Here is a 15,437-nt window from a genome sequence, read left to right as displayed (position 1 = left end):
ATGCGCCACTCTCAGAAAGGGGCATCGTTTTTTGGCTGGTTGGCAGTTATTGCGCTGCTGATATTTGCGCTGGTCATCGCGATGAAGCTGGTTCCGATTTACATGGACCATTTTGCACTACGCAATATTGTCACTTCGATCAATGAAGATCCGAGTGTCAAAATTCGTTCTTTGCGCGATCTTAACTCCTTGATCGATAAGGGCATGCAGATCAACAGCATCCGTGACATTGATGCTAAAGAAGCAATCAAGGTCACCGCCAGCGGCAATGATGCCTACACCGTGGTAATCAAATACGAACAGCGTGCGCCTATGTTCAATACAGTGGACTTGCTGGTTCATTTTGATGAAACCCATATTGTTAGACCCTTAAAGTGACCGATAAGCTAGACCGACTTGAACGTAAGATAGGCTATCAATTCAAGGACCAGGACCTGCTGGTACTGGCCTTGACTCACCGCAGTCTCGGTGGCCGAAATAACGAAAGACTGGAGTTTCTCGGCGATTCAATACTGAATTTCGTTGCTGCCGATATGCTCTTTCAACACTTCCCACAAGCGCGTGAGGGGCAGCTTTCTCGGCTGCGCGCGCGCTTGGTCAAGGGGGTTACCTTGGCCGAGCTGGCCATTGGCTTTGAGCTGGGCGAGTACCTCCGCCTTGGCTCGGGTGAGCTTAAAAGCGGCGGCTTTCGTCGCGAATCCATCCTCGCTGATGCCACTGAAGCTATTATCGGTGCGATTTACCTCGATACTGGCATGGAGGCAGCGCGTGAGCGCGTGCTGCACTGGCTGACCGCGCATATTTCCACCTTGACGTTGGTGGATAACAACAAAGATCCGAAAACCCGGCTGCAGGAGTTTCTGCAGTCGCGGCAATGCGAATTGCCTCGTTATGAGGTGATCGAGAGTAGTGGTGAAGCCCACTGCCGTACTTTTAAAGTGGATTGTAAGGTCGACCTACTGGCGGAGCCCACCTTTGGTGATGGCAACAGCCGAAGATTGGCCGAACAACGGGCGGCCCAACTAGCCCTAATTGCCTTGGGCGTGGAGAAAGCAGATGACTGAAGTCGCTAGCCGTTGTGGTTATGTTGCCATTGTAGGCCGTCCCAACGTCGGCAAGTCGACCTTGTTGAACCATATCCTGGGTCAGAAACTGGCGATTACCTCTCGCAAGCCGCAAACCACGCGCCACACCATGCTGGGTATCAAAACCGAGGATGAGGTGCAGGCGATCTATGTGGATACACCCGGCTTGCACAAAGAGAATGAGAGGGCTCTCAACCGCTTCATGAACAAGAGTGCCAGCCAAGCGCTGCGTGATGTGGATGTGGTGCTCTTTGTGGTGGATCGTACGCGCTGGACAGACGAGGACCAGATGGTCTTTGATCGGGTGCAGTATGTCACTTGCCCCATCTTGTTGGTGGTCAACAAAGTTGACCGCATGGATGACAAAAGCGACATCCTGCCGCATTTGGAATGGCTTGCTAGCCAATTACCGAATGCCGAGGTAGTGCCGGTTTCTGCATTGCATGGCCGTAATATCGACGTTCTGGAAAAGCTGATTGCTGAACGCCTGCCGGAAATTGAACACATTTTCCCGGAAGATCAGTTGACCGATCGTAGCTCGCGTTTTCTCGCCGCAGAGCTGGTGCGCGAGAAGGTCATGCGTCAGTTAGGCGCTGAAATTCCGTACCAGGTTGCGGTCGAGATTGAGCAGTTCAAGCAGGAAGGCAAGATATTGCACATTCACGCGTTGATTTTGGTTGAACGCGATGGCCAGAAGAAGATCATCATTGGCGACAGCGGCGAGCGTTTGAAGAAGATTGGTCAAGAGGCGCGCCTGGATATGCAGAAGTTGTTCGGCAGTAAAGTAATGCTGCATCTGTGGGTCAAGGTTCGTCGCGGCTGGTCGGATGATGAGCGCGCGCTGAGCTCGTTGGGCTATCGTTTCGACGCCTGATTCGGCGCCGACGCCATGTCATTCGATCTGCAGCCGGCCTACGTTTTGCACAGCCGCCCTTACCGCGACAGCAGCGCACTGGTTGATTTGCTGACGCTACGCGAAGGTATGCAGCGCGTAGTGTGGCGCGGTGCCAAGCGCGGCAAGGGCATCAAGCCGCAACCGTTTACGCCCCTGCTGTTGAGCTCGTATGGGCGAGGTGATCTCAAAACGTTGCGGCAGGCCGAGGTGGCAGGCGGCCACGTGAGGCTGCAGGGAGAAGCCCTGTTCAGTGGGCTCTATCTCAATGAGCTGCTGGTACGTCTCTTGTCCGGTGGTGACCCCCAAACCCTTTTATTTGCTGCTTATCAAACTGCGTTGGAACAACTGGCGGCTGAACGAGCGGTGGAGCCCGTGCTGCGTGAGTTCGAATGGCAGTTGCTGAGTCTATTGGGCTATGGCTTCAGCTTGCAGACAGATGCGCTGGGTGAACCCCTGTCTTGCGCGGCACTCTATCTTTGGGATGCAGAGCAGGGTTTGCAGCGCACTGAGAGCCAGCAGCCGGGTTTATTGCCGGGTGCAGGCTTGTTGGCCATGTCGAGCGGTGATTGGCAGCATCCAGCAGCGCTGCATACGGCAAAGCGATTAATGCGCAAGGCGCTGGCAGTTCACCTTGGTGATCGCCCGTTGATGAGTCGTCAGCTGTTTGCCGCTAAACCCTAAATTTTCTTGGTGGTAGTTGATCACCATCGGTGACAGGAGATATCCAGCATGAGTCAAAACAGTCGTGTGTTACTCGGGGTAAATATCGATCACATTGCTACCTTGCGTCAGGCCCGAGGTACCCGCTACCCCGACCCGGTCCAAGCTGCTATTGAGGCAGAGCAGGCTGGCGCCGACGGTATTACTGTGCACCTACGCGAAGATCGCCGGCATATCCAGGAACGCGATGTGCTGTTGCTGGCAGAAGTACTGCAAACGCGGATGAACTTCGAGATCGCGGTCACTGACGAGATGATCGCTTTCGCTATAAAGCTGCGGCCAGCGCATGTGTGTTTGGTGCCTGAGCGCAGGGAGGAGTTGACTACCGAAGGCGGGCTGGATGTCTGCGGTAACGAAGCGCGAGTGCAGTCTGCGGTTGAGCGTTTGTCCGGCGCTGGCTCGGAAGTATCGTTATTTATTGACCCCGACGCCCGTCAGATCGAAGCGGCCAAGCGGGTTGGTGCTCCGGTCATTGAACTGCACACGGGCCATTATGCAGATACCGAAGGTGCTGAGCAGCAAGATGCGCTTAAGCGCATTCAGGTTGCAGTTACCTACGCGCGCAAGTTGGGTCTGGTGGTGAATGCAGGTCACGGCTTGCACTACCACAACGTGGAGCCCATTGCGGCGATACCGGGTATCAACGAACTGAACATCGGCCACGCGATCATTGCGCGCGCCCTTTTCTCAGGCCTGGTCGGTGCGGTGCAGGATATGCGCGCGCTGATTCTTGGCGCTGCCGGCCGTTCATGATTCGCGGTATTGGTACCGATTTGGTTCTGGTGTCGCGTATTGAAGCGGTGCTTGAGCGCCAAGGCGAGCGTTTTGCCAAACGCATTCTGACCGTGGCGGAATTTCAACGCTTTGCCACGCACCGCCAGCCGGCGCGCTTTCTGGCAAAGCGCTTTGCCGCCAAGGAGGCGATCCTCAAGGCGCTGGGCACCGGATTAGCTGGCGGCCTGTCATGGCAGCATATGCAGATCGATAACGATGCAGCTGGCGCGCCGCTAGTGCAATTGAGCGGCGTTGCAGCGCAGCGTCTCCAGCAGGGAGGTGGCGGCCGTATGCTGCTGTCGCTCAGTGATGAGCGCGAGCAGGCATTGGCTTTTGTGGTCTGGTCACTCGACTGAAACCGTTTCCAGTAAGTGTTCTATAGCCGTCATCAACCGCGCAATCTCGGCTGTGGTGTCATCCCCTTGCTTCAGCCTGGTTTCCGCGCGTAGGCAGCATTGGCGTAGTTCAGGTACGCCGCAATAGCGAGTGGCGCCATGCAGCTTGTGCACCGCTTCCAGCAACTCCTCCTGATCGCGGCTTTCTGCTGCCTGTGCAATACGGGTTCGTTCGGTCGGCAGGCTCAGCAACAGCATGTCCAACATTTCACGGGCCAAATCCTGTTTGCCGGCCGCCAGACGCAGGCTTTCGGCAGGGTCGAAGACCAAGGGCGCCCGAACTGCCTGCACGGGCGTGTATGGCCCTTGCTGGTCAGGCTGTTCAGTCCATTTCCGGATGCATTCGCGCAGTTGTTCGGGGCTGATAGGTTTGCTCAGATAGTCGTTCATACCGCTTTTAAGCAGTCGCCGACGTTCCTCAGCCAACGCGTGTGCGGTCAGCGCGATAATCGGAACGCTGCTTTGCCCACTGAGCTCTTCAAGTCGCCGAATTTTTTGTGTGGTTTGGCGGCCGTCCATCCCTGGCATCTGCACGTCCATAAAAATCAGGTCAAAGCGCTGATCTGTCAGCACTTCAAGTGCTTTTTCGCCACTGCTAACACAGAGCACCCTGGCGCCCATCTCGCGTAAAAAAGTTTCTACCAATTTGAGATTGGCTTCGTTGTCATCTACGCAAAGTACGCTGACTGAATCAGGATGCTGCCGCCGTTCCTCGCTGTTGTCGGCCTCTATTGCCAACGTAATCCGGGGCTGCAGCAGGTGAGTAGCCGCGCGGAACAGCTTGCGGGTGCACAAAGGCTTGGATAACACCGCGCAGTGGCCGCTGGGTAGGCTGTCCAGTTGCTGGGTCTGCTCTGTAGTGCTGGCCATAAGAATGCTACTGCAACGGCCGCTGTCGGCCCAGTCGCGCATACAGGCAAGAATCGGCGAGAGCGGTGTGCCAGCCGGTGGGCTGCCGAGCACCACCATGCGAATTCCTTCGCCGCCGGTACTCTCCAGCGCGCTATTTAAGGCGTGCAGCGTAGGGAAAATACTGATTTCCAGTCCGAGGTCCTGTAGGCAGTGAATCAGCGCCTGCTGGCTTAGCGGTTGTGGCTCGCAGATGGCAACTTTGATGCACTTTAAGGGGTGTATCGGGAGGTCATCGCTGGCTAGGTTGGATTTATTCAGCCGAATAGTTAGCCAGAATTCGGAGCCCTCGTTGACTACGCTGTTGAGGCCGATATCGCCATGCATTTGTTCGACGAGTCTTTTGGTAATAACCAACCCCAGGCCAGTGCCCCCTGGTTGTCGCGACAACGAGTTGTCTACCTGGCTGAAGGCTTTGAACAGCGACTTCTGCTGCGCGCTGGTCAACCCGACGCCGGTATCGGTGACGCTTAAGCGCAGGGTGACCTGATCTTCATCTTCGTCCTCAAGCATGGTACGCAGGCACACCGAGCCTTCGTGGGTGAACTTAATCGCATTGCTGACCAAGTTGGAGAGAATTTGCGTTAGGCGCAGCGGATCGCCGCTGAGACCCAGAGGCGTGTCACGGTAGATCAGGCTAACCAGTTCTACGCCTTTCTGATGAGCAGCGGGCGCGAGCATGGTCAGGGTGTCCTGAATCAGATCGCGCAGGTTAAAAGGCATGTTCTCCAGCACCAGTTTGCCGGCCTCAATCTTCGAGAAGTCGAGGATTTCATTGATGATGGCCAGCAAATTGTCGGCGGATTTGGTAATGGTGCCGAGGTACTCCTCTTGCCGCGGCGTCATCTCGGTACGTTGCAACAGATTGCTGAAGCCAAGGATGCCATTCAGGGGGGTGCGCAGTTCATGGCTCATATTGGCGAGGAACTCGGACTTTATGCGATTGGCTTCCTGTGCCGTCTTGCGCGCCATATCCAGCTCAATATTCTGTACTTCGATGGTTTCCAGCGTTTGCTGCAGATCCTCGGTGGCTTGATCGACGTTCTGCTGCAGCTCACCTTGAGCGCTCTGTAGCGCTTGCGTCATGGTGTTGATGCCGCTGGCCAAGTCATCCAGTTCACGGCTACCTTGCTCGGCTAGGCGAACGTCCAGCTGGCCTTTGCTTATGCGGGCGATTGCTTGGTTTATTTGCCCGATGGGGCCGATGATGCGACGTCCCATAGTGCTCACCAGTAGGCCGGTGACGACCAAGCCGATAAGAATGAGCACGAGCGTTGTTAGTAAGCTCTGATAGCTGCGAAGCAGGGTGTTGCCGTGGCTGAGTTCTACCTCTAACCAGCCCAGCAGGGCGTCGGCTTCAATATCCGAGCGGTCGGATTTTTCCAGCAGGCTTGGGCTAGCGAGTAGCGGCAGGGTAAAGCGAGTGCTTTGCTTGCTTGCCTGAATCTGCAGGCCGGTGCCCGCCGCCAAGCTGGTTTCCGGCAGGGTGCGTTCAGTTGGATGCATTTGCGGGCCGCTACGTTCAAGCACGTTTCGCTGGCTGTCGTATAAGGCAATGGCACGCACATCCTGATAATTCAGGGCGCGGCCCAGCGAGCCGCGCAGACGCTCTGTCTGCCCTGCAAGCAAGGCTTCGGTTGCTGGCCCTTGCAGGTGTTCTGCGGTCATCTGGCCGCGCTCCAACAGTTGCTGCTCCAGATCCTGCAATTGCTGCCAGCTGAAATAACCGCCCAGCACCAGAGCCAACAGGCCGCAAGGCACCAGCGTCATCAGCAGGATTCGGGTCTTGATGCCGATCTCGTTCATTGTGTATATCCGCTACGCCGTTGCCGGTATCATAGGCGGACTGAATAGAAAGCGCAGCTTCGGCAACCGATTTGCTCCTTTGCCCAGGCTCCCAGGATGAACAATGACGATTGAATATCCCACTATTGCCGAGTGCATCGGTAATACTCCTATGGTGCGCCTGCAACGCTTGCCGGGCACTACTAGTAACACCATTCTGGTCAAGCTGGAGGGGAATAACCCCGCTGGCTCGGTGAAGGACAGGCCCGCGTTATCGATGATCGAGCGCGCTGAGCGACGCGGTGATATCCAGCCCGGCGATACCTTGATTGAAGCGACTTCCGGCAATACCGGTATTGCCTTGGCAATGGTCGCGGCGATAAAGGGTTATCGCATGGTGCTGATCATGCCCGATAACATGAGCGCCGAACGCAAGTCAGCGATGACTGCCTATGGTGCGCAGTTGATTGAGGTGACCCAAAAGCAAGGCATGGAAGGCGCGCGTGATCTGGCGTTGCAAATGCAGGCCGAAGGGCAGGGTAAAGTACTGGACCAGTTCGGTAATCAGGATAATCCCGAAGCGCATTATCACGGCACCGGGCCGGAAATCTGGCGTGATACTGCCGGTAGCATCACGCACTTTGTCAGCTCCATGGGTACCACTGGCACCATTATGGGTACCTCGCGTTACCTCAAAGAACAAAACTCTGCGGTTCAAATTGTCGGTTTGCAGCCAATCGAGGGCGCTTCCATTCCGGGTATCCGGCGTTGGTCAAAAGAGTATTTGCCTACCATTTTTGATGAGACCCGGGTCGACCGGGTGATTGATATGGGGCAAACCGAAGCTGAAGTGACCATGCGCCGATTGGCACGCGAGGAAGGCATCTTCTGCGGAGTTTCTTCCGGCGGCTCGGTTGCGGCGGCGTTGCGCCTGAGTGCTGAGGTGGAGAACGCCGTTATCGTCGCCATTGTCTGTGACCGCGGCGATCGTTATCTGTCGACCGGGATCTACGACGGCGACGCATGAATAAACCTCGCGGAAGACAGCAGCGGCGCCAGAACGCCGATGCACCAGCAGCCATAGGCCAGCGCATTGAGCTAACGCTGGAGCGGTTGACACATGATGGCCGCGGCATTGGCCGATGGCAGGGGCGTACCGTTTTTGTCGAGGGCGGTTTGCCGGGCGAACAGGTTAAGGCGCGGGTAGTGCGCGCGCGCAGCAAGCTGATCGAGGCGCGGCAGGAACAGCTGCTGCAGGCTAGCCCCGAGCGCCAACAACCCCGTTGTCGGCATGCCGAGTTATGCGGTGGCTGCAGCTTGCAGCACATGCCCCACAGTAAACAATTAGAGGTTAAGCAGCAGGCGCTGACGCAGCAGCTGGAGCATTTCGCTGGCGTACAGGCTGCGCAGTGGCTGCCGGCCCTGGAAGGCCCAGCATATGGCTATCGCCAACGTACTCGCATATCGGTGCGTTGGCAGCCTAAGCGCAATGAGTTGGAGGTTGGTTTCCGACAGCGCGCTAGCAGCGATCTCGTTCAGGTGCAGGAGTGTCCGGTGCTGGTGCCGATACTGCAGCCAGTTATAGCTGAGCTGCCCGCGGTGCTACGCTCGTTGGCAGGTGCGCGTGATCTAGGGCATGTTGAACTGATCGGCGGCGAGCAGCCGGCTATGGTGGTGCGCCATACCAAGCTTTTTTGTGAGGCAGACCAGCAACTATTAAGCGACTTTGCTGCGCGCCACGGTCTGAGCTGCTGGTTACAACCGGGTGAGGGCGGAGGATCGTTGCACTGCATTACACCGGCCGCTACTGAGCCCGCCTACCGATTGCTGGATCAGAACTTGCAGTTGAGTTTCGCACCGGGCGATTTCACCCAAGTGAATGCTGAGGTCAACCAGGCGATGGTCAATCAGGCGCTGAACTGGCTTGAATTACGGCCAGAAGAACCGGTGCTGGATCTGTTTTGTGGTGTTGGCAATTTTGCACTGGCCATGGCGCGTCAGGGCGCACAGGTAACCGGTATTGAAGGCAGTGAGGCCATGGTCGCAAGGGCACAACAAAATGCCGTGGCTAACGATCTGGATGCGCTGCACTTTCTGGTGGCGGACTTGTCCAAACCCCTTGAATTGCCGGCAGGTGCTCCGAGTTATACCGCAGCACTGCTAGACCCGCCACGTGACGGTGCGGAGCAACTGGTTGTAGACCTGGCTGCATTGGGAATCGAGCGCATACTTTACATTTCCTGTAATCCGGCAACGCTCGCTCGGGATGCAGGGATATTGGCTACCAAAGGATATGGTCTGGTCAAGGCGGGGGTGATGGACATGTTCCCGCAAACCTCACACGTGGAAGCCATGGCATTGTTCCGGAAGCACTAGTGCGCTGGTGCGCCGGACGAGGATAACGAGATGGTACAGGTCAGAGCGGAACATCCGACTAATCGCGACGGCAGCATCAACATCGATGAGTGGATCAAACGCATCGTCAAGCGACTCACGCTGCCAGCCCCGGAGGTATTACGCGAGGCCTGCGAGTGGGCTCTTGAATTAGAGCAGGCCGCGATCGCGGCAGAAAATATTTGGGCAGACGGCACCAGCAGTTTTTTGACTGGCTTGGAGATGGCAGAAATCCTCGCCGACCTGAAGCTCGACCAAGATTCGCTGGTGGCAGCCGTAATCTATCGTGCGGTGCGCGAACGTAAGACCGACCTGGCCGAAGTTGAACTCCGTTTTGGCGACGTTGTGGCTCGGCTGGTTGACGGTGTGCAACGCATGGCCGCCATTAGCGTCTCGCAAAATACCGGCAAAAACACGGTGTTCAGCCCGCACGCACAGATCGAAAGCCTGCGTAAAATGTTGGTCACCATGGTTGACGATGTGCGGGTCGCGCTGATCAAGCTCGCCGAGCGAACCTGTGCTATCCGCGCGGTCAAGGACGCGCCTGAAGAGAAGCGTTACCGGGTAGCTCGCGAGGTGTTTGACATCTACGCGCCGCTGGCTCATCGCTTGGGTATCGGTCATATCAAGTGGGAGCTGGAAGATCTTTCGTTTCGCTATCTGGAGCCGAACCAGTACAAGCAAATTGCCAAACTGTTGGATGAGCGTCGCCTCGACCGACAAGAATACATAGACACCGTCATGGGGGAAGTGCGTTCGGCGTTGGAAGAAGCCTCAATTTTTGGCGACATCACCGGCCGGGCTAAACATATTTACTCTATCTGGCGGAAAATGCAGCGTAAGGGCATTGATTTCAGCCAGGTCTATGATGTGCGCGCGGTGCGTATTTTGGTGCCCCAAGTGCGCGACTGCTATACCGCGTTAGGGATAGTGCACGGCCTGTGGCGGCATATTCCCAACGAATTCGATGACTATATCGCTAACCCTAAAGAAAACGGTTATCGCTCGCTGCATACAGCCGTTATAGGGCCGAACGGAAAGGTGCTTGAGGTGCAAATTCGCACCCAGGCCATGCATGAAGAGGCCGAGCTGGGCGTGTGTGCGCACTGGCGCTATAAGGGTACCGATACCGATACTTCCTCCAACGCTTACGAAGACAAGATCGCCTGGCTGCGTCAAGTGCTCGAATGGCATGAGGAAATGGGCGATATCGGTGGCCTAGCGGATCAGTTACGGGTGGATTTTGAGCCCGACCGTATTTATCTGTTTACCCCGGATGGCCATGTATTAGATGTGCCCAAAGGCGCCACCCCTCTGGACTTTGCTTATCGCGTCCATACTGATATCGGCCACACTTGCCGTGGCGCGAAGGTTAACGGCCGGATAGTGCCGCTCAACTATGTGCTGCAGACCGGCGAACAGGTTGAAATTATTACCAGCAAGCACGGCAACCCTAGTCGCGACTGGCTCAACTCCAACCTGGGTTACGTCAATACCTCGCGGGCACGCGCTAAAGTGCAGCATTGGTTCAAGCAGCAGGCGCGCGAGCAAAACGTGCAAGCCGGTAAGTTGATGCTGGAGCGCGAATTGACCCGCCTGGCACTCAATGGTGCAGATTACGCGCAGCTGATTGACCGCCTTGGCATCAAAGGGCAGGAAGATTTGTTTGCTGCAGTCGGTTCGGGGGATATGCGCCTGGCCCATGTGGTCGGTGTGGCGCATCAACTGGTCGAGCCGGATAGGCACAGCGAGCAGCTGGAGCTGATTCCGAAGAAGCCGAGCCGAGTTGGTCTGCGTGGCGACGTCTTTATTCAAGGTGTCGGCAATCTGATGACGCAGCTGGCAGGCTGCTGCCAGCCGCTGCCGGGCGACCCGATCATTGGTTATATCACCTTGGGCCGCGGTGTGACTGTGCATCGTGCCGACTGTGCCAATGCCATGCAGTTGCAAGACCGCGACTCAGAGCGCCTGATTGAAGTGAGCTGGGGCGGTGCGCCGGTGCAAACCTACCCAGTGGAAATCTACATCAAAGCCTACGACCGCTCCGGCTTGTTGCGCGACGTGTCGTTGATGCTGGCCAATGAGAAACTGAATGTACTGGAGGTCAGTACGCGGACTAACAAGGACGATAATTACGCCGCAATGCTGCTGACTATCGAGATCCCCAATCTCAACTTGTTGGGTCGTCTGTTGGGGCGTATCAGCCAGTTGCCTAATGTGATTGAGGCACGTCGCAATCGGCAGGAGAATCAAGCGTGAGTTATCAACTTGACGACTTGCTGTATCTGATGGCGCGCCTACGTGACCCGCAGCATGGCTGCCCTTGGGACCTGCAGCAGAGTTTCGCCAGTATTGTGCCGCATACGCTTGAGGAGGCTTACGAGGTCGCGGATGCCATCGAGCAGGGCGACTATGCGCAGCTGCGCGGTGAGCTAGGCGATTTGCTGTTTCAAGTGGTGTATTACGCTCAGCTGGGGCAGGAAGAGCAACGTTTTGATTGGGCCGACGTGGTGGATGGCATTACTCGCAAGCTGGTGCGCCGGCACCCCCACGTGTTTCCTGACGGTAATTTACGCACACCGCCCGGCACACTGACGCTGGCCCCAGATCAGATCAAACAGCGTTGGGAGGAAATTAAGGCCGAAGAGCGCGCTAAGAAGGCGGATCAGCCTGAGCAACTTTCGTTGCTGGACGACGTGCCGCAGGCGTTACCGGCGCTCAGTCGCGCTCAAAAGCTGCAGAAACGTGCTTCAGGAGCTGGTTTTGACTGGCCGGATGCTGCTCCGGTAGTCGACAAGATTGCTGAAGAGTTAGATGAAGTACGCGAGGCTCTGCGACAAGGCGACGCCGCTGCGGTGGCCGAGGAAATGGGCGATTTGCTGTTTTGCGTCGTGAATCTTGCGCGCCATTTGGGCGTAGATGCGGAAACTGCTTTGCGCGAAGGGAACAATAAGTTTGAGCGCCGCTTTCGCTACATCGAGCAGCAGTTGCGCGAAGGGGGTAGCAGCGTTAAACAGAGTGAACTGGCGTTGCTGGATGCGTTGTGGGATCAAGCCAAGGCTCAGGGTCTCTGAATCTATAGCCTCAGGGTCACTAGAAAAGCGGACCGGCGCCCCACGTGGGCGCCTCAGCAAAGCATCACCCCACAATTATCAGTGCTGAACTTCCTGCTGTTGGTCGATTAACTCCTGCAGATGTTTACGGCTAAGCGCCAGGTAACGGGGGGTTTCCCCTTCATCTTTGTACAGCGGATCACCCATTTCATCGCGCGCAATGACCTCGGTGCCGGCTTCATAGGGCAAGCTAGCCTCCAGCTCTTCCAACGCTGAACTGAGCAAGTCGGTAATAAGGTCTTCGATCCGACGCTTGGGGTACATTTCATTCAGTGCAGCCAGCCGAGCCGCGTCTTCCAGGCACAGTTTAACTTCATAGCTGTTGCGGGTAATACGGCCCTTGGCGGTCTGTTCCCAGTTTTGGGTGAGTTCACGGATCTTCATTGTTTCTCCCTAATCTCATTTAATTCGCTTATAGCTACATTGTCAGCATAGACGATTTGCAACTTATGCCAGCGGTTGTAGCAATTGGTGCTGGCTTTTCATCGCCCTTACTACTCTTGACCCCTTGTCAGCGTCTTGGTTGCATCGCATGCTGTTTACTTACTCGGCTGGAGGAACCTACATGACAGAAATAGATGCTCGCCTGCGTGAAGACGTGCACTACTTAGGCACCCTGCTTGGGCAAACCATTCAGGCCCATCTGGGCGCAGACTTCCTGCAACGTATTGAGCGTATTCGTTTGGGCGCCAAGCAAGGGCGTAAACAGGATGGTGCGGCGCATGATGAATTGCTGGCTGCATTGCAGGATCTGCCCGACAACCAGCTGTTGCCGGTTTGCCGTGCTTTCAATCAGTTTCTTAATTTAGCCAATATCGCCGAGCAGCATCACCGCATTCGCCGCCGCCGCGTGGATGAACCGCTGGCCTTTGAAATGCGTTGTGTTAGCGAATTGCTCAGCCGCTTGCAGACCGAAGGTTTCAGCTCTGAGCAGATAATGCAGCAGATCAACACGCTGGATATCGAACTGGTATTGACTGCGCACCCGACAGAAGTGACCCGTCGCACTTTGATTCAGAAGTATGACGCCATTGCTGAAGCGCTGGCGCGAGGTGACCACGATGATCTTACAGACGCGGAACATGAGTCGGTACGGCAAGATTTGGCTCGCCTGATCAGTGAAGCCTGGCATACGGACGAGATCCGCCATAGCCGCCCAACCCCGGTAGACGAGGCCAAATGGGGCTTTGCGGTGATAGAGCACTCGCTGTGGCAGGCGCTCCCCCAATTTTTGCGTAGTTTTGATGCTGATATCTTCGCCGCTACCGGAGAACACTTAAATCTGCGCGCCGCGCCAGTGCGTATTGCCTCCTGGATGGGTGGCGATCGCGATGGCAATCCCAATGTGACTGCTCCTATCACGCGCGAAGTGCTACTGCTGGGTCGCTGGATGGCGGCGGATCTTTACTTGCGTGATATAGACGCACTGGTTAATCAGCTATCCATGCACGCCGCTACAGATGCGTTGCTGGCGCTGTCCGGTGAGGCAGATGAACCCTATCGTGCGGTACTCAAACACTTGAAAGCGCGGTTGTTAGCGACCCGTGATTGGGCAAAGGCCGCGTTGAATGATGTGGTAGCGCCGGATGACGCGGTGCTGCAAAGCGTGGATGAACTGCGTGCGCCCTTGGAAGCTTGCTACCAATCGTTAGTACAGCTGGGCATGCGGCGCATTGCTCATGGTCCGTTGCTCGATACGCTGCGCCGGGTCAACGCGTTTGGCCTAGGCCTGGTCAAGCTAGATATTCGCCAGGATGCGGCACGGCATGCAGACGTCTTTACCGAGCTTACCCAGTACCTGCAATTGGGCAATTACGCTGAGTGGGATGAAGAGGCGCGCTGCAGCTTCTTGTTGCGTGAATTGCACAGCCGTCGACCTTTGTTGCCGGCTGACTGGCAGCCCAGTGCAGACGTGGCCGAGGTGCTGGCGACCTGTCGTGTGGTGGCCAGCCAGCCAGAATTGATGCTGGGCTCCTACGTTATCTCTATGGCCTCGCACCCCTCTGATGTGCTCGCGGTTAAGTTGCTATTGAAGGAGACCGGGGTGCAGTGGCCGATGCGTGTCGCGCCGCTGTTTGAAACCCTTGCTGATCTTGATCACGCGGCCGATGCCATCGACCGACTGCTGTCGTTACAGGATTATCGCGCCTTGGTGGGCGATGAGCAGGAAGTGATGATCGGTTACTCCGATTCTGCCAAGGATGCCGGTACCTTGGCCGCCGGCTGGGCGCAATATCGCGCCCAGGAAGCTTTGGTCAAAGTATGCCGGGAGCGTGGTGTACGTCTGCGTCTGTTCCATGGTCGCGGCGGTACCGTCGGGCGCGGCGGCGCGCCAGCACACATGGCTATTCTGTCGCAGCCGCCAGGCTCGGTGCAGGGGCAGTTTCGAGTCACTGAGCAGGGCGAAATGATTCGCTTCAAGTTTGGCTTGCCGAACATCGCTATCCAGAGTTTTCAGTTGTATGCCAGCGCAGTATTGGAAGCCAGTTTACTGCCGCCCCCTGCGCCGGAACCCGCTTGGCGCGATGTGATGCAGCGTCTCGCAGACCGCTCTGTTGAGGTGTATCGCGGCGTGGTGCGCGAAGAACCGCAGTTCGTTGAGTATTTTCGTCAGGCAACGCCGGAGCAGGAGCTAGCGCGCCTGCCATTGGGCAGCCGGCCAGCCAAACGGCGCAGTCAGGGTGGTATTGAAACCCTGCGGGCGATTCCCTGGATATTTGCCTGGACGCAAACTCGCTTAATGCTGCCGGCTTGGCTGGGCGCGGGACAAGCGTTACAGGAAGCGCTGGACGCGGGCGAAGGTGATGCGTTGCGGGAGATGATGGCAGGCTGGCCGTTCTTCTTGGCGCGGATTGAAATGCTGGAAATGGTGCTATCCAAGGCTGATGCGGGCATTTCGCGCTTTTATGAGCGACGCCTGGCCGGCCCCGAGTTATGGCCATTGGGAGAGCGTCTGCGCGCCGCGCTGGAGCAAGCGATGCAAGCGGTACTCAGCGTGCATGGTACCGAGACGTTGCTGGCGCATAACCCGACGCTGGGAGAATCGGTTGCAGTGCGTAATCCTTACACTGATCCGCTGCACTTGTTACAAGCTGAGCTAATGGCGCGCACGCGGGCGCAGGGTGAAGCCATCGATCCGGATCTGGAGCGTGCGCTTTTGGTCACCGTGGCGGGTATAGCGGCGGGTATGCGCAACACCGGCTAACGACCTGGAAAGGTGCCGCAAGTCCTCGGCTGAGCGACACCTTTTTTAGTTGTATCAAAGGCTTAGTTGGGTGCGACTATGGTCCAGCTTGTGCCTGCATGCGCGTGCGTGTATGTTTAACGCCCTTTTACCCCCGCGTGCGTGGGTTAAACGAATTTCTGT

General features: G+C 56.7%; 13 protein-coding genes. 11 read left to right on the top strand and 2 right to left on the bottom strand.

Annotated elements, in window-relative coordinates:
* From AC1XYH_RS12125 to acpS, 6 genes are read left to right on the top strand one after another with little or no spacing between them, the layout of a single operon-like run.
* Positions 1 to 378, top strand: coding sequence for a DUF4845 domain-containing protein (locus AC1XYH_RS12125; RefSeq protein ID WP_483323429.1), 378 nt, complete (start codon positions 1 to 3; stop codon positions 376 to 378).
* Complete coding sequence (rnc, locus tag AC1XYH_RS12120; protein ID WP_483323428.1) at positions 375 to 1,064, top strand: ribonuclease III; 690 nt, start codon at positions 375 to 377, stop codon at positions 1,062 to 1,064. The genes AC1XYH_RS12125 and rnc overlap by 4 nt, the downstream gene beginning before the upstream one ends.
* Complete coding sequence (gene era, locus AC1XYH_RS12115; protein ID WP_483323427.1) at positions 1,057 to 1,959, top strand: GTPase Era; 903 nt, start codon at positions 1,057 to 1,059, stop codon at positions 1,957 to 1,959. Before rnc ends, era begins: the two co-directional genes overlap by 8 nt.
* 15 nt (positions 1,960 to 1,974) lie before the next feature.
* Complete coding sequence (gene recO, locus AC1XYH_RS12110; protein ID WP_483323426.1) at positions 1,975 to 2,661, top strand: DNA repair protein RecO; 687 nt, start codon at positions 1,975 to 1,977, stop codon at positions 2,659 to 2,661.
* A 48-nt stretch (positions 2,662 to 2,709) separates the two neighbouring features.
* Positions 2,710 to 3,453: a pyridoxine 5'-phosphate synthase gene (pdxJ, locus tag AC1XYH_RS12105; protein ID WP_483323425.1), complete on the top strand. Its 744-nt coding sequence runs from the start codon at positions 2,710 to 2,712 to the stop codon at positions 3,451 to 3,453.
* Positions 3,450 to 3,830 carry a holo-ACP synthase gene (gene acpS, locus AC1XYH_RS12100; protein WP_483323424.1) on the top strand — a complete coding sequence of 127 codons (381 nt, stop codon included), beginning with the start codon at positions 3,450 to 3,452 and terminating at the stop codon, positions 3,828 to 3,830. The genes pdxJ and acpS overlap by 4 nt, the downstream gene beginning before the upstream one ends.
* On the opposite strand, the gene AC1XYH_RS12095 is transcribed toward acpS, so the two are convergent.
* Positions 3,819 to 6,584 carry a response regulator gene (locus AC1XYH_RS12095; protein ID WP_483323423.1) on the bottom strand — a complete coding sequence of 922 codons (2,766 nt, stop codon included), beginning with the start codon at positions 6,582 to 6,584 and terminating at the stop codon, positions 3,819 to 3,821. The two genes, acpS and AC1XYH_RS12095, sit on opposite strands and share 12 nt — an antisense overlap.
* Positions 6,585 to 6,687: 103 nt before the next feature.
* On the opposite strand from AC1XYH_RS12095, the gene cysM reads away from it, so the two are divergent.
* From cysM to mazG, 4 genes are read left to right on the top strand one after another with little or no spacing between them, the layout of a single operon-like run.
* Entirely contained in the window at positions 6,688 to 7,590 is a 903-nt protein-coding gene (gene cysM / locus AC1XYH_RS12090) for a cysteine synthase CysM (protein ID WP_483323422.1), read from the top strand.
* Complete coding sequence (rlmD, locus tag AC1XYH_RS12085) at positions 7,587 to 8,939, top strand: 23S rRNA (uracil(1939)-C(5))-methyltransferase RlmD (protein ID WP_483323421.1); 1,353 nt, start codon at positions 7,587 to 7,589, stop codon at positions 8,937 to 8,939. Before cysM ends, rlmD begins: the two co-directional genes overlap by 4 nt.
* A gap of 30 nt (positions 8,940 to 8,969) precedes the next feature.
* The gene (gene relA, locus AC1XYH_RS12080; RefSeq protein ID WP_483323420.1) at positions 8,970 to 11,216 is read left to right on the top strand and encodes a GTP diphosphokinase; all 2,247 of its coding nucleotides are present in this window, start codon (positions 8,970 to 8,972) and stop codon (positions 11,214 to 11,216) included.
* Between the two features lie 29 nt (positions 11,217 to 11,245).
* The gene (gene mazG, locus AC1XYH_RS12075; protein ID WP_483326375.1) at positions 11,246 to 12,031 is read left to right on the top strand and encodes a nucleoside triphosphate pyrophosphohydrolase; all 786 of its coding nucleotides are present in this window, start codon (positions 11,246 to 11,248) and stop codon (positions 12,029 to 12,031) included.
* A gap of 78 nt (positions 12,032 to 12,109) precedes the next feature.
* Here the strand turns inward: mazG and AC1XYH_RS12070 are convergent, their stop codons facing one another.
* Entirely contained in the window at positions 12,110 to 12,454 is a 345-nt protein-coding gene (locus AC1XYH_RS12070; RefSeq protein WP_483323419.1) for a pilin assembly protein, read from the bottom strand.
* A gap of 181 nt (positions 12,455 to 12,635) precedes the next feature.
* Between AC1XYH_RS12070 and ppc the strand changes: the two genes are divergently transcribed.
* Complete coding sequence (gene ppc / locus AC1XYH_RS12065; RefSeq protein WP_483323418.1) at positions 12,636 to 15,275, top strand: phosphoenolpyruvate carboxylase; 2,640 nt, start codon at positions 12,636 to 12,638, stop codon at positions 15,273 to 15,275.
* Positions 15,276 to 15,437 lie beyond the last annotated feature (162 nt).

Source organism: Pseudomonas sp. GW-45 (genome assembly GCF_056896675.1).
The sequence above is the reverse complement of the archived record's forward strand: the minus strand, read 5'-3'. Positions and strand labels throughout refer to the sequence as shown.

Coding starts and splice junctions, on each gene's coding strand:
- AC1XYH_RS12070 (WP_483323419.1), bottom strand. CDS start 12,454: ATGAAGATCCGTGAACTCACCCAAAACTGGGAACAGACCGCCAAGGGC.
- AC1XYH_RS12125 (WP_483323429.1), top strand. CDS start 1: ATGCGCCACTCTCAGAAAGGGGCATCGTTTTTTGGCTGGTTGGCAGTT.
- rlmD (WP_483323421.1), top strand. CDS start 7,587: ATGAATAAACCTCGCGGAAGACAGCAGCGGCGCCAGAACGCCGATGCA.
- pdxJ (WP_483323425.1), top strand. CDS start 2,710: ATGAGTCAAAACAGTCGTGTGTTACTCGGGGTAAATATCGATCACATT.
- mazG (WP_483326375.1), top strand. CDS start 11,246: ATGGCGCGCCTACGTGACCCGCAGCATGGCTGCCCTTGGGACCTGCAG.
- era (WP_483323427.1), top strand. CDS start 1,057: ATGACTGAAGTCGCTAGCCGTTGTGGTTATGTTGCCATTGTAGGCCGT.
- recO (WP_483323426.1), top strand. CDS start 1,975: ATGTCATTCGATCTGCAGCCGGCCTACGTTTTGCACAGCCGCCCTTAC.
- relA (WP_483323420.1), top strand. CDS start 8,970: ATGGTACAGGTCAGAGCGGAACATCCGACTAATCGCGACGGCAGCATC.
- acpS (WP_483323424.1), top strand. CDS start 3,450: ATGATTCGCGGTATTGGTACCGATTTGGTTCTGGTGTCGCGTATTGAA.
- AC1XYH_RS12095 (WP_483323423.1), bottom strand. CDS start 6,584: ATGAACGAGATCGGCATCAAGACCCGAATCCTGCTGATGACGCTGGTG.
- cysM (WP_483323422.1), top strand. CDS start 6,688: ATGACGATTGAATATCCCACTATTGCCGAGTGCATCGGTAATACTCCT.
- ppc (WP_483323418.1), top strand. CDS start 12,636: ATGACAGAAATAGATGCTCGCCTGCGTGAAGACGTGCACTACTTAGGC.